Source organism: Acidimicrobiales bacterium (genome assembly GCA_041394245.1).
GTDB lineage: Bacteria > Actinomycetota > Acidimicrobiia > Acidimicrobiales > Aldehydirespiratoraceae > JAJRXC01.
The window spans coordinates 2,917,331-2,934,690 of record JAWKIR010000002.1 but is presented as its reverse complement, the minus strand read 5'-3'; the positions used below and the strand labels follow the sequence as shown (position 1 = coordinate 2,934,690).

At 63.9% G+C, this 17,360-nt stretch carries 16 protein-coding genes; 2 read left to right on the top strand and 14 right to left on the bottom strand.

What is annotated here, in order from left to right; translation table 11 throughout:
• Positions 1–18 precede the first annotated feature (18 nt).
• Together R2707_14530 and R2707_14525 are read left to right on the top strand one after the other, a co-directional pair.
• Positions 19–414: a very short patch repair endonuclease gene (locus tag R2707_14530; GenBank protein MEZ5246315.1), complete on the top strand. Its 396-nt coding sequence runs from the start codon at positions 19–21 to the stop codon at positions 412–414.
• Between the two features lie 212 nt (positions 415–626).
• Complete coding sequence (locus R2707_14525) at positions 627–1,241, top strand: DUF3427 domain-containing protein (GenBank protein MEZ5246314.1); 615 nt, start codon at positions 627–629, stop codon at positions 1,239–1,241.
• A 329-nt stretch (positions 1,242–1,570) separates the two neighbouring features.
• Here R2707_14525 and R2707_14520 read toward each other — a convergent pair whose 3' ends face one another.
• From R2707_14520 to R2707_14455, 14 genes are all read right to left on the bottom strand, one after another.
• Complete coding sequence (locus R2707_14520; protein MEZ5246313.1) at positions 1,571–3,811, bottom strand: DUF262 domain-containing protein; 2,241 nt, start codon at positions 3,809–3,811, stop codon at positions 1,571–1,573.
• Positions 3,812–4,141: 330 nt separating this feature from the next.
• Complete coding sequence (locus R2707_14515; protein MEZ5246312.1) at positions 4,142–4,660, bottom strand: hypothetical protein; 519 nt, start codon at positions 4,658–4,660, stop codon at positions 4,142–4,144.
• Positions 4,645–8,193 (bottom strand): DEAD/DEAH box helicase family protein, encoded by a 3,549-nt coding sequence (locus tag R2707_14510; protein ID MEZ5246311.1) that lies wholly within the window; start codon positions 8,191–8,193, stop codon positions 4,645–4,647. The genes R2707_14515 and R2707_14510 overlap by 16 nt, the downstream gene beginning before the upstream one ends.
• 169 nt (positions 8,194–8,362) lie before the next feature.
• The gene (locus tag R2707_14505) at positions 8,363–9,406 is read right to left on the bottom strand and encodes a restriction endonuclease subunit S (GenBank protein ID MEZ5246310.1); all 1,044 of its coding nucleotides are present in this window, start codon (positions 9,404–9,406) and stop codon (positions 8,363–8,365) included.
• Positions 9,399–11,453: a class I SAM-dependent DNA methyltransferase gene (locus tag R2707_14500; protein MEZ5246309.1), complete on the bottom strand. Its 2,055-nt coding sequence runs from the start codon at positions 11,451–11,453 to the stop codon at positions 9,399–9,401. Before R2707_14500 ends, R2707_14505 begins: the two co-directional genes overlap by 8 nt.
• Positions 11,454–11,505: 52 nt before the next feature.
• The gene (gene ribA / locus R2707_14495) at positions 11,506–12,111 is read right to left on the bottom strand and encodes a GTP cyclohydrolase II RibA (protein ID MEZ5246308.1); all 606 of its coding nucleotides are present in this window, start codon (positions 12,109–12,111) and stop codon (positions 11,506–11,508) included.
• Entirely contained in the window at positions 12,101–12,595 is a 495-nt protein-coding gene (locus R2707_14490) for a DUF4231 domain-containing protein (GenBank protein ID MEZ5246307.1), read from the bottom strand. Before R2707_14490 ends, ribA begins: the two co-directional genes overlap by 11 nt.
• Before the next feature lie 236 nt (positions 12,596–12,831).
• Entirely contained in the window at positions 12,832–14,484 is a 1,653-nt protein-coding gene (locus R2707_14485) for a DUF5677 domain-containing protein (protein ID MEZ5246306.1), read from the bottom strand.
• A 191-nt stretch (positions 14,485–14,675) separates the two neighbouring features.
• Positions 14,676–14,987 (bottom strand): hypothetical protein, encoded by a 312-nt coding sequence (locus R2707_14480; GenBank protein ID MEZ5246305.1) that lies wholly within the window; start codon positions 14,985–14,987, stop codon positions 14,676–14,678.
• Positions 14,984–15,172: a hypothetical protein gene (locus R2707_14475; protein MEZ5246304.1), complete on the bottom strand. Its 189-nt coding sequence runs from the start codon at positions 15,170–15,172 to the stop codon at positions 14,984–14,986. Before R2707_14475 ends, R2707_14480 begins: the two co-directional genes overlap by 4 nt.
• Positions 15,173–15,310: 138 nt before the next feature.
• A complete protein-coding gene (locus tag R2707_14470) occupies positions 15,311–15,706 on the bottom strand; it encodes a PIN domain nuclease (protein MEZ5246303.1) in 396 nt (131 codons plus the stop codon).
• Positions 15,703–15,897 carry a type II toxin-antitoxin system VapB family antitoxin gene (locus R2707_14465; GenBank protein MEZ5246302.1) on the bottom strand — a complete coding sequence of 65 codons (195 nt, stop codon included), beginning with the start codon at positions 15,895–15,897 and terminating at the stop codon, positions 15,703–15,705. Before R2707_14465 ends, R2707_14470 begins: the two co-directional genes overlap by 4 nt.
• 416 nt (positions 15,898–16,313) lie before the next feature.
• Complete coding sequence (locus tag R2707_14460) at positions 16,314–16,883, bottom strand: zeta toxin family protein (GenBank protein MEZ5246301.1); 570 nt, start codon at positions 16,881–16,883, stop codon at positions 16,314–16,316.
• Positions 16,880–17,257, bottom strand: a complete 378-nt coding sequence (locus tag R2707_14455) for a hypothetical protein (protein ID MEZ5246300.1) — start codon at positions 17,255–17,257, stop codon at positions 16,880–16,882. The genes R2707_14460 and R2707_14455 overlap by 4 nt, the downstream gene beginning before the upstream one ends.
• Positions 17,258–17,360: the final 103 nt, after the last annotated feature.

The following is a 17,360-nucleotide window of genomic DNA, read 5'->3' as shown; positions in this document are numbered from 1 at the left end:
AGCGCAGTGGCCGAGCGAATGCGCCGACAGCGGACTCACGACACAGGAACAGAACGAGCATTGCGCACGGAGCTTCACCGCCGCGGGCTGCGCTACCGCCTGCATCGACGGCCCCTGCCAGACCTCCGGCGCGAAGCAGATCTCCTCATTGCCAAGCTGCGCCTCGCCGTCTTCGTCGACGGGTGCTTCTGGCATGGCTGCCCGGCTCATGCGTCGTGGCCGAAGAACAACGCCGAGTTCTGGCGAGCAAAGATCGAAACGAATCGGGAGCGCGACAGGGACACCGACGACACGCTCCGAGCCGCCGGATGGACGGTGGTGCGTGTATGGGAACACGAGGACGCCGAGCGGGCGGCCGACCGGATCATGGAGGTCGTCGTACTACTCCGAGAAAACTCCGAAACGAACAGGTAGCCCGAGGACAAGGTCGGCCGCGGTGTCGCCCGACTACTGCACCTCGATGACCAGGAGCGCATCGACGCCTACCGGGAGCTGCTCGACTCGTCAACGCCGCCTCGCGAGACCGACCTCGACGAGCGCACCCGCCGCCGGCTCGAAGGGGTGCTGCTCACCGTCCTCAACCAAGGAAAGGGGCCTACGACTCGCTCGGCGACGCGGCCTACGCGTTGTGGCGACACGACGGCCTCCGACGTGAGCTGCTCGAGGTGCTCCCGTTGCTCGAAGAACAGATCGTGCACCTCCAGCAGCCGCTCGGGCTGCTCCAGCCGGTGCCGCTCCAGGTCCACGCCAACTACACGCGAGAGGAGATCCTCGCCGCGTTCGGCGCGTCGTCGGTGACGGCGCCGCTGCCGTTGCAGACCGGCGTGTACTGGCACGAGCCGACGCAGACCGACCTGTTCTTCGTCACCCTCCAGAAGACTGAGAAGGACTACTCCCCCACAACCCGCTATCTCGACTACGCGATCAGCGACCGCCTGTTCCACTGGGAGTCGCAGGCGACGACGTCAGTCGCCAGCCCGACCGGCCAGCGCTACCTCCACCATCGAGAGCGCGGCTCCAACGTGGCGTTGTTCGTACGCCCGACCAAGCAGGACAGCGCCGGCCGGACGATGCCCTACTTCTGCGCCGGCACCGCCACCTACGTCGAACACCGATCCGACCGCCCCATCCAGATCACCTGGGAACTCGACCATTCACTACCGGGTGCTCGGCCTATAGGGCGGCGGTGGCGTAGGGAGATAGGCGAATCGCGACCGCCCCCGGGGTTTGAGTGTCTCTAGGAGCCGCTAGAAGGCTCGACAGTCACTCGCCACTGCGTCCCAGCAAGCGTCCCTGTGGACACGAGGATGTCGACAACCCGTGCGTGCGTACCCTCATCAGGATTACGTGATCCGTCGAGGGCTGATGCGGCACTCAGAATCGCGTCCTCCAGGGAAATCAGTGATGTGGCACTCTCGCGTTGCGCCATGGCGCACCCCTTTCCGTTGAGCAGCTCCCCCTGTTGCGTGAGTTGCATGTAGACGCTGCCTCGCGATCTTGGCACTTGTATTGAGACGGAGCACCAATTACCCGCGACTGCTCCCGTCAGCGCCGGGAGGGCCCACGCGACCTAACCCAGGTTCACCGACATAACCTGTGCGAACCAGCTGAGCGCTGCCTCCCCATCCATCCGGGTGACCTCGTCGACGGCACGGCTGTGTCTGATCGCGTTGCGGAGCCCGCCCAGCTGATTAAAACGACTCGACAATTGCTCCTTGGTGGAGAAGAGCTCAGCGAACTGATCCCAGTTCGCCTTCGACGCGACGGCGTCTTCGAGCTCTCGGAGGTCCGCGTATTCGAGCATGCCGGCGAGGGTCTGGTAGTGGTTCTCATCCATCGTCGGGTTCCGACGAGCTGCGCTCGTCAGCCGATCCTCGATCTTCTGTCGCACATGCTGCGGCAAGCACTCGGGATCACCGCCGAGGCGTTCGACGACCGCGGCGCGGATCGCCTTCTCGATCTGCTCGATTCGGCTGTCGAGCTCGCGGAGCTGCGGCGTCAGGTCGAGTCGTTCCTTGATGAGCAGGTCCTCGATCGCGGCCTGGATTGTCCGCTGACGCTCGTCGAGGAACTGGGCGAAGTCCTCAGGGCCGAACGGCTCCCGCCGCAGGATGTCGAATGCGATCGGGGAGATGAAGTGCGATTCGAGCGTCGCCCGCACTGTCGACTCACCGTTCTGCTCGATCAAGTCCGTCAGGTACTCGTTGGGCAGCCTGTCGCTGATGACGTTGCGGTTCGTGTCGGCGGTCAGCGGCGTCCGGTTGAGGATCGTGTCGATGCTCGAGCCGAGCGAATGGTCGCGGCCCCACCGCTTGGGGACGATGTGGTGATCGTCCAGCTCCCCGTGCTGGGGGACATTGCCCGTCATCCAATCGCGTGCTCCCCTGAGCACGAGCAGGTTGAAGATGCCGTTGTAGACGGATGTGCCTCGCTTCACCTCGCGCCGGAGATCGAGCGAGCGGAACCGGCCCCGGAACTCCGCGATGACGCTCGGCTCGGCAGCATCGTCCTGGAACCAGCGCTGCACCTCCTGGTAGTCGCGGGCAGCGGTGGACTCAACCGACCCCGAGTAGCGGTTGGTGAAGACGCTCGCCCAGTACCAGTGACGGACCTTGCGCTGGGCATCGAGCTGTCGATTCGCCGGCAAGTCCTTCGCTGCGGCCTGGAGCGAGGCAAAGGCGGGGAGGATCGAGACATACGGTAAGTAAGCGGACGACACCGCGCCGAACTCCTGGGGATGCCGTAGCAGCTTGATCGCCCGCTCGAGAGCGTCCACGGCGGTGTCCCAGCGCTCGGCGAAGTCCGCCTCGTCCGGGACCAGGACGTCACGTCGAAGCGAGCCGTCGGGGTCGCGCATCTGTCGCTCCTGCCCAGGGAGCAAGTAGTAGAGGTACTTCGGCGAGCAGTAGGCCTGCCGGAGAATCGACATCACCTGCAACACGTAGACGTTGAGTCGCTCACTGTCGACGAACTCCAGTCGCGGGGCGGCTTCTCGCCACATGTGCTTCAGCTGAAGCCCGCGTGGCTTTAGGAGGGCGTTCATGAGATCAAAGACATCGAGCCGTATGCCGCGGGAGTTGATCTGCGTGAAGATGTCGCAGACCTTGTCGATCTCGATCTCTCGGTCGAGCTCGATAAAAGCGACCTGGTACTGCTCGGTGATGCCCTTGAGGTGCTCGCCGAAGGCTCGGGCCGCACTGACGTGATTCGTCGCCACCTCAGCTGCCTCGAGATCGCCGACCTCGGTGGCATCAGCCGCTTTGTCGGCCCAGTACTTCTCGTAGCCCTGCACCCAGTTCGGCAACGCCCAGCCACCCTCGCCGACTACGGCGAGCGGAAAGATGTGTTCCTGGTACTGGGCCTCGGGGTCGTCCAGGAGATTGACGCCCTTGCGGGTCCAGTCGTAGTCGAAGGCTTCGTCAAAGTTCTCCTCGGAGAATCTGTCAACGCGGATGAAGTAGAGGAACCGGTTCGAACGATTTGGCGCCGGCACGTCCGGTGCGACGAATGCGTAGTACATGGCGGTGAGCCGCTGCTGCCCGTCGAGCACGATGTGTTCTCGATTCGACGAGATGCCGTTGAAGCCGTACAGCGGCTCACATGCCAGTGCTTCGAAGCTCTCGTCCTTGCCTTTCCAGAGCAGGAGGCTGCCGATGTAGTAGTCGAGGAAGATCGACCGCATCAGCTCGCTGATGTCCCATGGCTTCCACTCGAACTCGCGCTGGAAGTCGGGGATGACGAAGCGCCCCTCACGCAGGCGGCTAACGAGCGTCGTCAGGCTGACGTGGTCGGGTTTCTGTGCGTCTCTCATCCGATCCGCCTTCCGGTGTGTCGGTTGATGGGTTCGGTCATGAGCGCCACCGCCGGGAGATTCCAACCATCAACGGCTTGAAGAACGTCAGCTGATTGTTTCCAGTGAGGTTGAACAGCTTGGCCCCGCCAGGCCTCGAGAGCCTCATCGACGGCGCGCCGGCGCCTCATCTGTTCCGCGCTCCGCTTTGAACCAACCTCCGCCTGGCCAGCCACGCCGCCCCCCAACTACAGACCTCCGCGCAATCTACGCCGTGGAGCTTCGCCGGGCGACCCGGCTCGCGCCGCGGCCATCCCTACGATCCTGCGCCTAGCGTGATTGCGCTCGTGCCTAGCTGGCAGCGAGCTCGGCGCGAACCGCCTCGATGATCGCCTCGGCGCACACCTGCATTTCGGCTCTCCGCTCCCGGAGAAACTCGAGGTCGTTCCGCCCTTCCCGCCGGGATATCTCATCGCTCCAGCCCCGCCTTACCTCGTCTAGCGAACTGCTCCACATCTCAACAGCAGTCGCTGTGCGAATCCTGTACGTCAGCAAGTCATCGAACAGCGCCCGAACGCGGTCACTCGCGTGAGCCTCAACTTGGGCTCGAAGTCGCAGCCAGTCAGCTTCCGAGAATGGTGGATCCCGGAGCGGCGAGTCGTCGTCGATCCCAGGGTTTGCCGTAAGGGCAAACTGCCGCATGCGTAAGGCGAAGTCGGTGAGCGTCACGTAGACCTCGCCTATCCGATCCTGCCGTCGCGAACTCCGCGCGATCCGCTCGGTCACCCGGATGTTCCAGCCGGCGACAACTAGCGAGGAGATCACCGCAACGATCGCGATCCAGTCACCCGAGCTCATGAGCCCGGCCACCGGTGAGCGATGTACTTCTGCTTCTCATCTTCGTCGATGAACTTGTGTGTGCCGTTGTTGATGCGGGCGTAGAAGTTGGTCTGCTTCATGTGGTTGCCCTTGGCATCTACGATCCGCACCTTCGCGTCGACCGGGTGACCGCTCGGCTTCACATGGACCCGACAGATGTCCTTGCCGTCGACCGTCGCCATCTGCGTTGTCACGTTCGACACCGCGGCCGCGCCGAGCGACGTCTTGAGCTTGTCGTTGAAGGCGAGCAGGAACGTGTCGTCGTCGGCTTTGCCGTCCTTGTGGAACTGCGCGTAGTCGCCCTCCATTCCGAACGGCACGCCCTTGCCCGCGTCGTCCTCGGCGACGCCCATCAAGAGCGTTCCGCCGTCCCAGCTGTTGAGGAATCCGGCGACCGTCTTGATGGCCGCGGTCTCCACGTTGCGGTTCGGCTCGCCAGTCTCGGCGTCGACGTGGAAGGTCGACTTGAACTCGAGCCAGTTGCCTTCACCCTCGGCCAGCAGCTCGCCGACGGGACAGTGGAGCTGCCGGGCGACCTTGGCCTTGGTCTGGAGTAGCGGCATGTAGGCCTGAAGCACGTCGTTGGCGAAGTCGGCGTTATCGAGGAAGTTCTTGGTGATCTCGCCGGCGGTGGCCATCTGATCGATCACGGCGTCCTGGAAGCCGCCGGCCATGGCGATGCGGAAGTTCTCCGGAGAGTTGGCTGCGGCGGCGTGCTGCACGGCCGGTTGCTCGGCGAGCTTGTCAACGAGACCGTCGAAGAACAGCCGGTCGGCCGGGTCGAAGTTGGTTCCGTAGCGCTCGTTGAGTCGCTTGATGATCTCCGAGAGCCGTTCCGCGTCGGGCACGCCGGGCCGGCCGAGGATCTCACCCGGCCCAGACAGGTCGCCTTCGTCGTCGGGCAGCGAGATCGATTCTTCTTCGGCGACCAGCCGCGTGGCGAGATGGGTCAGGTCGACCTCGTGGCTGAGGTCCGGCAGCGCTTCGCTCGGGGCGCGGATGAACTGGGCGAGGGCCCGGCAGAACACGTAGTCGCGTTCGAGCTTGATGTCGCCGAACGGCACGATCTGGGCGAGGTAGCCATATGCGCTGACGTACTTCTTGAGCGCGTCGCGGAAGCGGCCCTGTTCGTCTTCGTCGAGCGTCTCCCAAAACCGGGACTTGGCCGGTTCGAGAATCCCGTGGATCCGGTCGCTCGCGGTCGGATCCTCGAGCAGCACCGCTGCGAACGCCTCGGTCTCTTCGACCCGCAGCACGTCGTACTGGCTCAGCTGATGGTGAGCGTCGTACATCAGGTTGGGGTCGGTGGGCGGCACCTCGGTCTGCACGTACCACGGGGCGAATGCCCTGCGGATGTCGTCGGCGCCGTTGCGGAAGTCGAGCACGAAGGTGGAGTCCTTCTGCGGGTGTGACCGGTTGAGCCGCGACAGGGTCTGCACCGCGGCAAGCCCGCTGAGCGGCTTGTCGACGTACATCGTGTGCAGCTTCGGCTGGTCGAACCCGGTCTGGTACTTCTCGGCGACCACGAGGATCTGGTACTCGTCGGTGTCGAAGCGGGCCGGGGTCTGCGATTCGGGGAACCCGTTTGTCGACGTCTCCGTATGGTCGATGCCGTTGTCGTTGAGCGTGCCGGAGAACGCAACGAGCACGCCCACGTCATCGATGCCGTTCTCTTCGCAGTAGCGGCGCAGGGCCAGCCCGTAGCGCAGCGCGTGGAGCCGCGAGGCGGTGACCACCATCGCCTTCGCCTGCCCGCCGATCAGGTGGGCGACCTTGCTGCGGTAGTGGTTGATGATGATGTCTGCCTTCTGGGCCAGGTTGTGCTCGTGCAGGCTGACGAACTTGGCGATCGCGGCCTTGGCCCGACCGGGGTCGTACTCGGGGTCGTCCTCGACCTTCTTCTCGATGTTCCAGTAGGTCTGATACGTCGTGTAGTTGGCCAACACATCGTGGATGTAGCCCTCCTGGATGGCCTGACGCATCGAGTAGAGGTGAAACGGCCGGTACTTCTTCTCTCCCGCCTCGTCGACGTAGGAGTCGCCGAACATCTCCAGCGTGCGAGCCTTCGGAGTCGCAGTGAACGCGAAGAAGCTGATGTTGGGCTGTTTCCCCCGCGCCGCGACCTGGGCTTCGAGCTGGTCCTGCACGGGATCGGGCACCTCGTCGGTCGAGCCGAGTTCGGCCAACTCCTCAGCCGCCAGCGTCGCCTCTTCGGACTGAGCCTTCAACACCTTCCGCACGTCCTTGGCCGTCTCACCAGACTGTGACGAGTGGGCCTCATCCGCGATCACCGCGTAGCGCCGGTTGGGCAGCGACTCGATCTTCTCGAGCGCGAACGGGAACTTCTGGATCGTGGTGATGATGATCCGCGCCTGCTCTCCCTCCAGCGCCTCGGCGAGCTGGGCCGAGCTCTCGTCGATCTTCTGCACCACCCCGGCGACCTTCTCGAACTGGCCGACGGTCTCCTGCATCTGCCGATCGAGCGCCTGACGATCGGTGATCACGATCACCTTGTCGAAGATCTTCGTGTCGTCCGCCGCGTGCAGCGTCGACAACCGATGGGCCAGCCAGGCGATCGTGTTGGACTTGCCCGACCCGGCCGAGTGCTGGACGAGGTAGTTGTGACCGGCCCCGTGGTCACGGGCGTGGTCGGCGATCTTGAGCACCGCATCCCACTGATGGAACCGCGGGAAGATCACTTCGCCTTCGTGCTGCTTCCCCTTAGGGGTGGGTTCGACATGCACGAACCGCCCGAGGATGTCGAGAAGCGCATCGCGCGCCCAGACCTGTTCCCACAGATACGACGTGCGGTGGCCGTTCGGGTTGTCGGGGTTGCCGGCACCGTGATCGCGACCCCGATTGAAGTGCAGCCAGCGTGTCTGCTTCCCGGCGAGCCGGGTCGTCATCCACGCCACCTCGGTATCGACCGCGAAGTGCACGATCGCCCGCTTGCCCAGCGTCGTGTTGGCCGGATCACGGTCGGTCTCGTACTGCGCCTTCGCGTGCTCCGCGGTCTGGCCGGTCAGATGGGTCTTGAGCTCCGCGGTCGCCACCGGCACCCCGTTGACGAACAAACATAGATCGAGCGTCTTGTTGCCCGTGGTCTCGTAGGGAAGCTGCCGGGTGACCGTCAGGCGGTTGGCCTCGTAGCGCGCCAGCGTCTCCGCGTTGAGCGACGTCGACGGCTTGAAGTACGCCAGCCGGATGTTGACCCCGAGATCGTCGACCCCCTGGCGCAGCACCTCGATCGTGCCCCGCTCGTCGATCACCTTCGCGACCCGATTCGCGAACAGCTTCTGCGCTTCGTTCGCGTCACCGCCGTTCAGCTCGATCAGCTTCGCCCACTCGTCGGCCTGCGTTGCCCCGATGAACGCAAACAGCTCCGCGGTGTCGAGCCCACGGGCCCGGTCGAAGTCGCGGGGATCGCCCTGGGCCGTCCCCACCTTTGCCGCCGCGTAGCCGCTCTGGGCGACCAGCGCCTCGCAGATCTGCGTCTCGAAGTCGAACTCTTTCGGTCCAGCCATCACGCCGCCCCAGGAACTGCGAACTCGCCGGTAACCGCGGCAGTGATAAGGGCCTGTCGATGTTCCCTGAGAAGTCGTGCCTGCTGGTCGAGCACTTGACGTACTCGCTCCCAGCTCTCTCGCATGTTCTCAAGCCGCAGCCGAAGGTCCACCTGCTCCGCCAATGGCGCTAGCGGAAACTCAACCCCTTCATTGATCCGACGTTGAAGTGCGCTTGGATGGACCCTACGGAGTGCTCCGCTATGTGCTTCTTCGTCCAGTCCGAGTTGAGCACGAACTGGAGAAACTCCGGATCGACCTTCCGACCCGGCCGAATGATCAAAACGTCGATGCAGTTTGCTCCGTCGAGGTCCTGTGGAACCACAGCGGCAGCACCTGCTTGTCCGGTGCGCACCACCACTACATCGCCCGCAGCGAGCTTGCTCTTTCGGTTCTCCGCGTGTCCTTCGCGCGAGAGATAGACCAGCTCCGTTCGATCAATTTCTCCTGCGCGCACGTTCATGCCGCGGATTGCGGGCACCCCCTCGGCCACATACCACTTCGCTGGCGTAATGACGATGCCAACCTGGACGGCGGCGACTACGAATTTGAGCGGCGCTACCCCGAAACGACCGCCAAGCTCGCGAATGGCCGACTCCAACCTCGCCTGCCAGCGCGCTTCGAGGAGGTGGATGAGTTGTTGCTTCTTGGCGACGAGGGCGTCGATGCGGGCGGTCTCGGCGTCCAGGTAGTCCGCAATCGCCCGCTGCTCCGCCAACGGTGGGGTCCACACGGAGACCGACTTGAGGATCGGTTCGTTGATTGTGTCCATCGTCGCGCCCTTTGAGGCTGCGAGGAGCTGCGTCCTTGCGTGCGTGCCACTCATGAACCACTGAAGAAACCGCGGTTCAAGTCTTTCGCCGGCTCGAATCGCAATCGACCCGCCACCACAGAGCCATCCCTGCTCGGCATGCGTGACAAGCGCACTGCGACCAACGTCACCATGACGACCCACGACGAGATCACCGGCTTCAAGACGATGTCGGCTGAGCCGTCGCGCCGTCACCTCGTCCACTGACACAGCCGAATCCGGGATGAACTGGCCTTCCCGGATGTGCGTCGGGTTGATCAAAGGGACGCCGCCCTCGACGTACTCCTCGGCAGCCAGGACAGTCCCAAACGGTCCCGTAGTTAGCTGCACCGCATGCTGCCGAAGAGTTCGCCAACTAGTCATTCGTCACCTCAGCAAGGAGCGCCTGGATCTCGGTCTCGAGTTGACGGATTTCGGCGTCGATCTCGGCGAGGGGGCGGGGTGGCGTGTAGACGTAGAAGTGGCGGGTGAGGGGGACTTCGTAGCCGATCTTGGTCTTGTGGTGATCAACCCAGGCGTCGGGCACGTACGGGTGGACCTCGGATTCGACATAGTCCTCCACCGCCTTCACATAGGTGTCGGTGGCGAGGCGTTCGGTCGGGTCGGGCTCGTAGTGGACCGACCCTTCCGGCAGTGGCACGTTCTCGTTGTCGCGCAGCTCGCTGTCGGGCTGGGCATCGCCGTTCTTGTCGGTCACGATGTCGGCGTCGGGGTCGCGGATGGCGAAGGCGTCGACGATGGCGTTCTCGAGCGGTTTGCCCTTCACCCCGGCCTTCGCCATCGACGCCATGGTCTCGGCTCGGAAGTCGTCGTCGAACTTGTAGTACGCGCCGATCGCCGATTCGAGGTCGGCCAACAGCGCCGCCTGTTGCGACTCGTCGAGCTTGGCGAACTTCTTGTCGGCCTTAAGTGCCTCGATGCCCTCCACGGTGAACTCCCAGCGCAGCCGCAGGGGCCGTTCGACGGTGATGCGCAGAAAGCCGAACGCTTCGTTGGGGAAGATCTTGCAGCCGACCTGCTTCGACTCGTCGGACGGGTCGGCGACGGTTTCGGTGAACTCACCGTAGGTGCGCACGATCTCGTCGATGTCGCCCTGGCCGACCTCCTTGCGTTTCTCGCCCAGGCTCTTGCGCATCTTCACGAACATGTCGCGGGCGTCGATGAGCTGCACCTTGCCCTTGCGCTTCGGGCTCTTGCGATTGGTGACGATCCAGAAATACGTCGAGATGCCGGTGTTGTAGAACAACTGATCGGGCAGGGCGACCACGGCCTCGAGCCAGTCGTTCTCGATGATCCACCGCCGGATCTCCGACTCACCGCTGCCCGCCGCGCCGGTGAACAGCGGGCTGCCGTTGAACACGATCGCCAACCGGCTCCCACCGTCCTCGGGCCGCTTCATCTTCGAGATCATGTGCTGGAGGAACAGAAAGCTGCCGTCGTTGATCCGGGGTAGGCCCGCCCCGAACCGGCCCGCGAAGCCCTTCGTCTCGTGCTCGGCGACGACCTCGTCCTTCACCTTCTTCCACTCCACCCCGAACGGCGGGTTGGCGAGCAGATAGTCGAAGGTGGCGCCCTTGTGTCCGTCCTCGGAGAACGAGTTGCCGAACGCGATGTTCTCCGCGCTCCGACCCTTGAGCATCATGTCGGACCGACACGTCGCGTAGGTCTCCGGGTTGAGCTCCTGGCCGAACACCTCGAGCTTCGCCTGCGGGTTGAGCTGGCGCAGATGATCCTCGGCCACGCTCAACATGCCGCCAGTGCCGCAGGCCGGGTCGAACATGGTCTTCACGATCCCCGGCTTCGCCAACAGGTCGTCGTCCTCGATGAACAACAGGTTCACCATCAACCGGATCACCTCACGAGGGGTGAAGTGCTCACCCGCCGTCTCGTTGGAGAGCTCGGAGAAGCGACGGATCAGCTCCTCGTAGAGGTAGCCCATCTCCAGATTGGAGACGACGTCGGGATGCAGATCGAGATCGGCGAACTTGCCGAGCACCTGGTAGAGCAGGTTCGACCGGTCGAGCTTGGCGATCTGCGTGTCGAGTTCGAAATGCCCGAGGATGTCGCGGATCTGCGGACTGAACCCGGCGATATAGGCCCGCAGGTTCGCCGCAAGATGATCCGTGTCATCGAGCAGCTTCGCCATGTCGTACTGCGACGTGTTCCACACCCCCGGCGTGTCGGTGAGGCGATCGAGCACAGGGCCGTGGTTCTCGATCCCGCTCGCCTTCGTCGACTCGTACTTGGCGAGCATCTCCTGCTTCACCGGGTCGATCACGCAGTCGATCCGGCGCAGCACCGTCAGCGGCAGGATCACCCGCCCGTACTCCGACTGCTTGTAGTCGCCCCGCAGCAGATCGGCGACCGACCAGATGAAGGCCGCATGGTTCTTGATCGACTCGTCACTCATCGTGGCGCCAGTACAGCACGGGCGTGACCTCCCCTCACCGCTCGTCGCTCGGTCAGTGGTCAGAAAGACCAAGCTCGTGGCCCATCTTCTCTTGCTTTGTCAGCAGGTACGGCAACGAGTCTTCGGTCGGCTCGATCAGAATTGCCTCTTGCTGCACCGCAATTCCACCGCTCTCAAGCCCCGCGACCTTACGGGGGTTGTTGGTCAACAGAGTCAACCTCGTCACACAGAGGTAGCGCAGAACCTCAACTACGCGGGAGTAGTCGCGGGGGTCCGAATCGACACCAAGCCGCTCGTATGCGTCATAGGTATCCAATCCCTCCGTTGCGCCCAAGGAGAGGCCTCTGACCTTGGTGAGGAGGCCGGCTCCGCGTCCATCGGCAATCATGTAGACCAGAAGCCCACCCTCGGCGTGGACGCGCCTCAGACTGGCGGCGAGCTGCCCGTGGCAGTCACAGTCGGTGCTCCTAAAGATCTCAGCGGTGTAGCACGCACTTTGAACACGCACCGGTGGCCAGTCCTGGCCACTTCTGTCCAAACAGTCGATGACCAGGACGTTGTCCTCTTCATGCTCACCGAACGAGAAACAATGAAGAACCGCTGACCCGAACACCGACTTGAGAGGCGAGCTGGCATGGTCAAAAAGATCAGGTGCCATGCGAACTCCCAGGGCTGGTCTGAACCCCGCCGAGTTCATCCGTTGCGGGCACGAGTCCCTCCCATTCTCGGTGAAGCTGCAGCTGCAGCTCCACGAGCCTCGCCGCCAGCCGCTTGTTACTCTCGTCGTCAGCTTCCGCTGCATAGGCATCCAAGCGGTACTTGTACCGATTCTGTTCACCCTGAAGAATCCTGTGGTAACGGCGATAGAGGACCCACCGCTCGTGAGGCTTCTCGAACTGTGCCCATGTCCCCGCAACGACCGAGACCGCAGCCAGCACTGATGGGACCAGCCTTTGCCAGAAGTCACTGCTCGCGTAGGCAAGAACAACCGGGATCATGGCGGTGGATCCGATCATCACTAGGGTCACCACTCGCGCCCGTCGTTTGTTCTTCCCGGCCTTACGCTCGATCGACGCGGTGACCTCTAGGCACTCCTCCCATGCCGAGTCCGCGGGACCGCCATGCCGATTGGATCGAGCCATTTCGCGCCTCCCTCCGACCGGCTCTGACCCGCCGCCGGCCAGCCAACCGTAATCGATACCCAACCTTGCGCCGCAGATCGTTACAGGGCCGCTTGCCCCCCAGGTTCCGCCGGCGCCGGCCGACCGCAACCACCTTGGAGGTGAAGAGCTTCCTTGACGAGCTCTGGACGAGTCAGGGACCGCAACGAGCAGGGGTCCATGAGATGGGGAAACCACCCCGCCCTGTTCGGGAACAGCTACTCCGGTCCCTCGGTGCGCGAGAGCCCTTCGGCTGCCAGCGCGACGAGTTCTTCGAACGCATCCAGGAGGACGACTGGGAACCCTCTGGTCGGGGCGGCGGCCGCACTGAACGTAGGCAGCCAGTGGAACCGATGTAGCGGGTTAAGGCACCGCTGCATTGCGTAGTCCTCCAACGCCCACCACTCGGCGTGCGTCACACCGCTCTCCCGCTGATAGACGGCTCGGTACTCGTCGGCGAGACCCACCTCTGCGGCCATCGCCCTCAGGTTCTTGCCAGAGAAGGTGGCCTCGACGGATACCGTCTGGAACATCGCTCCGTGATCGCCGCCGGTCTGCCTCTCGATTGTCTCGATGAGCGTCTGAAGGTCAGGAGGAGCTTCCTCGTCATCCGGCACAAGGCCCTTGAGAACCTGTTCGTACAACCTGCGCTTGCCCAGACCGTAGTCCTGGTAGCGATCGAACGAACCCCCCTCCTCGTTCTTCAACATCCACGCGATGTGTATGCGGGACTCCCGGAACGACCGCAGTACCCCGGACGCTTGCTCCCCCGTCCATAGGTGCGGAGCGCGTAGAAGCCCGACGACGGAGTGGAATGCGCGGGCGACAAGCCCCGATAGGACCTCGAACTTGGCCGGCGAGTACAAGTCGACTTGCGCGTCACGAGCGAGGATCTTCTCCATAAACTCCTCGTACATCGAAGCCGCGACGTCCAATGGCGAGGCCTCTTCCAGGTCGTTCTCGCCCGCAGCCCCTTCTGCGAGCGGGCTGGCGCCGCTCGGGTCACTTGCCACGTTCCGAGGAGCGGCTTGGCCCCCACCTCGACGCGTTTCGGCGGAGTCTTCGGGGTCTTCCGCAGCGGCAACCTCTGCTGGGATACACGGCGTGAGAGCCCAGTTGAGATTCCAGAACATGCGACACCAGTCGTCACGCGCCCGCTGAGTCTGTTCCGGGACCATCATGTTCATCGCCAGGAACGTTGAAAGGATGAAGGCGTCGGCCTCGTCCACGTTCTCAGGCACCCCGGGATAGCCCACAAGAGAGTCCACAGCAGGAAGGTCGGACGGGAATCGCATCTTGCCCATCTGCATGGCCCATCCGAAGGGCGCCGCCTTGGCAAGGGCGTTCAGATGTCGATCCTCGATGACACGCAAGACGGCAGACGCAAGGAGGTCAAGCGACTCCTCGATACTCAGACCGGGTTGCAGCTCGAGCGCTCGTTCAAACAGCCAGGCACCGGGCAGAGCATCGCCGTAGGCGGCCATGACTCCGAGAACCAGAGGATCGAACAGCTCGTAGGCCTCAGGCTGAGCCATAACCGCAGCGGCGACGACGTCGCGGTAGTCTGACGCCCGCTCGAGGCTGGTGAGGCGACCGTCGAGATCGATGCCTTCGGTCTCCAACGTGTCCGTGCCCACAGCCTCGATGACGGCCCGCTGCGCCATCGCAAACATGACAGAGCCCCGGTCACCGAACTGCGACACCAACAGGATCGGCCACAAGAGATCAGGCAGGCTCGACTTCACCCAGTCCGAAGAGATAGCACCCGGCAACGCCATGATCGGAGGCACGAATCGCTTGCCCGTCTTGAAGTAGCCGCGCAGAACGCCCTCGGTGACCTCATCGCCTATCTGTTCGTGGTCGGCTGCCATTCTCGCAGCCTAGGGATCCTCCACGGCGCGGACGGGACGGTTTCTCCGGGCGCAGTTCCCCTGACCGCTCCCATGCCGTCGGGATCGGAGCGCCCGAGACTACTCTCTATGAACCGGCCGCGCGACTCGTTCTGAGGAGAAGAACCGGTCCGATACTCGGATTCGTCAACCGACGAGAAGGTTGGGTGATCTCACCACCCGGCCTCCATGTCGATGCGGATGCTGATGCGATTGACCGCGCCGTCGGCTTCGACGACACCGGTTTCGAGGACCCGTGGAACAAGGGTGCCGACACTCAGGACCGACCGATAGTCCGGGCGATCGGCAATGGGCGTCATCAGTTCATGGAACGCGGTGGCAAACCGCTCCGCGATCGGCGGCAGCTCGACGAGCAGGAAGTCCGTCGCCGAGGGCTCGCCGTTCGGGCCGCCTTCACTGCCGAGTTGGGTGTCGAGAAGTTCGAGGAAGCGCTCGTCGACCTTGACCGGCCGCCGCGTGTTCACGGCTCGGTGGTAGTCGCTGCCTCGTCGTCGGCGATGTGGGCGCGTATGTCGGAGCGCGCACGCTCGAGAAGGTCCGGCGGGACCGCGTGCACGTCCGTCACGATGCCAGCGTTGACAACGCCGTGGCGTTCGTTCGGCGTCATCGCCAGGAGTTCATCTGTGGTCCAGATCTTGCCTTCAGGCACAGCGTTCACGATAGCTCCTTGGTCGAGTGGCTGACTGAGTCCATCCTTGTCCAAGGGGGTATGACCGCCATGATGAACATGCCCGGTCCGGACGGGACGCCGCGGTCACCGCCGGCGTGGGCTCATACCCCGCCCGCGCTAGGCGAGGCGCAGAGGAACGACTTCCGCGATCGCGGCGAAGTCGCCGTCGACCGCCAAGAGTTCTGCTCCGGATCGCAGCGAGATCGTGGCAATCATGCAGTCGATGAGACCTCGCGGAGTGACGCCGGCAGATCGACACTGTCGGTAGAGCAGTGCCGCACCTTCGAAATCGGCGACGGGGTCGGCGGCGATCCATCGAAATGATGTCAGGAGCCGGCGAAGCTCGTTGCTGCGCTGGTCGGTCCGTGCACCTGCGAGCACCTCCATCATGACGGGTTCGGTGACGGCAAGGTCGCCGCCGCCTGCTTCGATCAATCCGGCGAGGCGCTCGTCGGCGCCAGAGCCGGTGGCACGGTCGAACTCAACCCATGCCGAAGTATCGGCGAGGATCATGGACCGGTATCAGCCGGCACGTCGCTGATCGCACGGGCACCGCGCATCTCCAAGGCTTCAGCGATCGTCATGGGTTCACCGGCGAGCCGCCGTAACGCAAGATCGACCGCCTCGGTCTTGGTGTGGATGCCGTAGCGCCGCATCACGACGTCGAGCGTTTCGTCGTCGATCTCGATGTTGGTTCGAGCCATAGTTCAGAGACTACACGCTTCTTACACGTAGAACACCTATGAGGTGTACACCTCATCTGACATACGCCAGGTCGCCATTCCGGCGAACAACTGACCCCGGCTCGGCCGGCTCCGTGATGTTCACGAGCACCGTCAGGAGCTCGCCCACCATCGCCACCGTTTCGTTCTCGCTACTTCCCTGCAACCAGCCGCCACGTTCGAGCGAGTCGGTCAGTGCATCGGCGAGATCACCAATCTTCAGGTGCCACCAGCACCTTCATCACGTCTCCTCTCGTCAGTGATTCCCGAAACGAGAGAGAGCGTGTGACACGCCGAGTTGGGAAGTCGCGGAAACCCGAAGCGCATGCGACCCCTTCTCACGACGAGATGCAGTCGACTCTCACTCCGGCGGGAGACGAGTCCGTCGTACGGAGAGCTCAGAGTGTTCGGACTGGATCCGGGGACCACGCGGGCCACCGAGGTTCGTAGTCGGGGACGCCGTAGCGGTAGGAGCCGACCTCGAGCGGGCCCGCGTCTGCGGAGTTGTCGTAGAACACCGCACGATGGCACAGCGGCACTGCGGCCACGACAAGCGGCCAGAGGCGCTCGTACCGCGTCTCGAGCTTTTCGGCCGGTACGCCGTGTCCTCCGTTGGCGACACGAGCGGCGACTCGGGGCCCAGACAGACGGAGAGGGATCATGACCACGTGCAAGACGACGTCGTAGCCAGATGAAGAAGCGCTCGCGACCAGGTCGACCTTCGACTCATGCGAGAACACGGTTTCGGTGCAGAAGTCGAGGCGGGCGGCGATGAGCGCTTCCCGCGCCTTTGCGGCGATCTCCGCAGCCTTGTAGGCCTCCGTTGTTTCCGCGCCCGGGAATCGCTCGCGTGCGATGCGGTCTGCGTTGACGAAGGGCAGACCAGGCCGGTCAGGGGCGATCACTCGCTCGTAGAGCGTGGACTTTCCTGCGCCGTTCGGTCCTGCAATCAGATCGAGACGGCTCACAGGAGCCGACGAGTACCGTCCGGCGCGATCTCGACGAGTGCGCCGTCGTCGTCGATCGACACCGTCACGCGACCCGCCTTGCGCGCGGCGGGCCCGAATCGCTGGTCGGCCACACGCTCCGCCATCCGGGCATCGATCGACGCGTGGGCGGCTGTTCGGTCGTGCGGGTCGAGGGTCGAGAACTGGGCGTCACCGGCGACGACGGCCAGCACACGTCGGCTGGTGGCGGACGCCGCCCGCTCGACTTGCATGCCGAGCCTGACCCAGTAGTTGATCTGCTCAGCTGTCGTCCGGTTCTCGGCGGGCGCCACCGCGGCAGCAGCCGCCGCAACGTCCGCGTTCACTCGGGTGGGGGTCGAGGCACCCTTCGCCATCAGAATCTCCTGTACTGGACTGATACGACTGTAGCAGGATGCTACGGCTGGATCAATCGGCGCGGCGGTGTTGCGGCGAACCCGGCGCTGATCCTCGGGGTCT

Excerpts from the sequence above, each read along its gene's own strand:
- R2707_14485 (MEZ5246306.1), bottom strand. The coding sequence starts at position 14,484 with ATGGCAGCCGACCACGAACAGATAGGCGATGAGGTCACCGAGGGCGTT.
- R2707_14520 (MEZ5246313.1), bottom strand. The coding sequence starts at position 3,811 with ATGAGAGACGCACAGAAACCCGACCACGTCAGCCTGACGACGCTCGTT.
- R2707_14510 (MEZ5246311.1), bottom strand. The coding sequence starts at position 8,193 with ATGGCTGGACCGAAAGAGTTCGACTTCGAGACGCAGATCTGCGAGGCG.
- ribA (MEZ5246308.1), bottom strand. The coding sequence starts at position 12,111 with ATGGCACCTGATCTTTTTGACCATGCCAGCTCGCCTCTCAAGTCGGTG.
- R2707_14455 (MEZ5246300.1), bottom strand. The coding sequence starts at position 17,257 with ATGGCGAAGGGTGCCTCGACCCCCACCCGAGTGAACGCGGACGTTGCG.
- R2707_14490 (MEZ5246307.1), bottom strand. The coding sequence starts at position 12,595 with ATGGCTCGATCCAATCGGCATGGCGGTCCCGCGGACTCGGCATGGGAG.
- R2707_14500 (MEZ5246309.1), bottom strand. The coding sequence starts at position 11,453 with ATGAGTGACGAGTCGATCAAGAACCATGCGGCCTTCATCTGGTCGGTC.
- R2707_14530 (MEZ5246315.1), top strand. The coding sequence starts at position 19 with ATGCGCCGACAGCGGACTCACGACACAGGAACAGAACGAGCATTGCGC.
- R2707_14465 (MEZ5246302.1), bottom strand. The coding sequence starts at position 15,897 with ATGGCTCGAACCAACATCGAGATCGACGACGAAACGCTCGACGTCGTG.
- R2707_14470 (MEZ5246303.1), bottom strand. The coding sequence starts at position 15,706 with ATGATCCTCGCCGATACTTCGGCATGGGTTGAGTTCGACCGTGCCACC.
- R2707_14505 (MEZ5246310.1), bottom strand. The coding sequence starts at position 9,406 with ATGACTAGTTGGCGAACTCTTCGGCAGCATGCGGTGCAGCTAACTACG.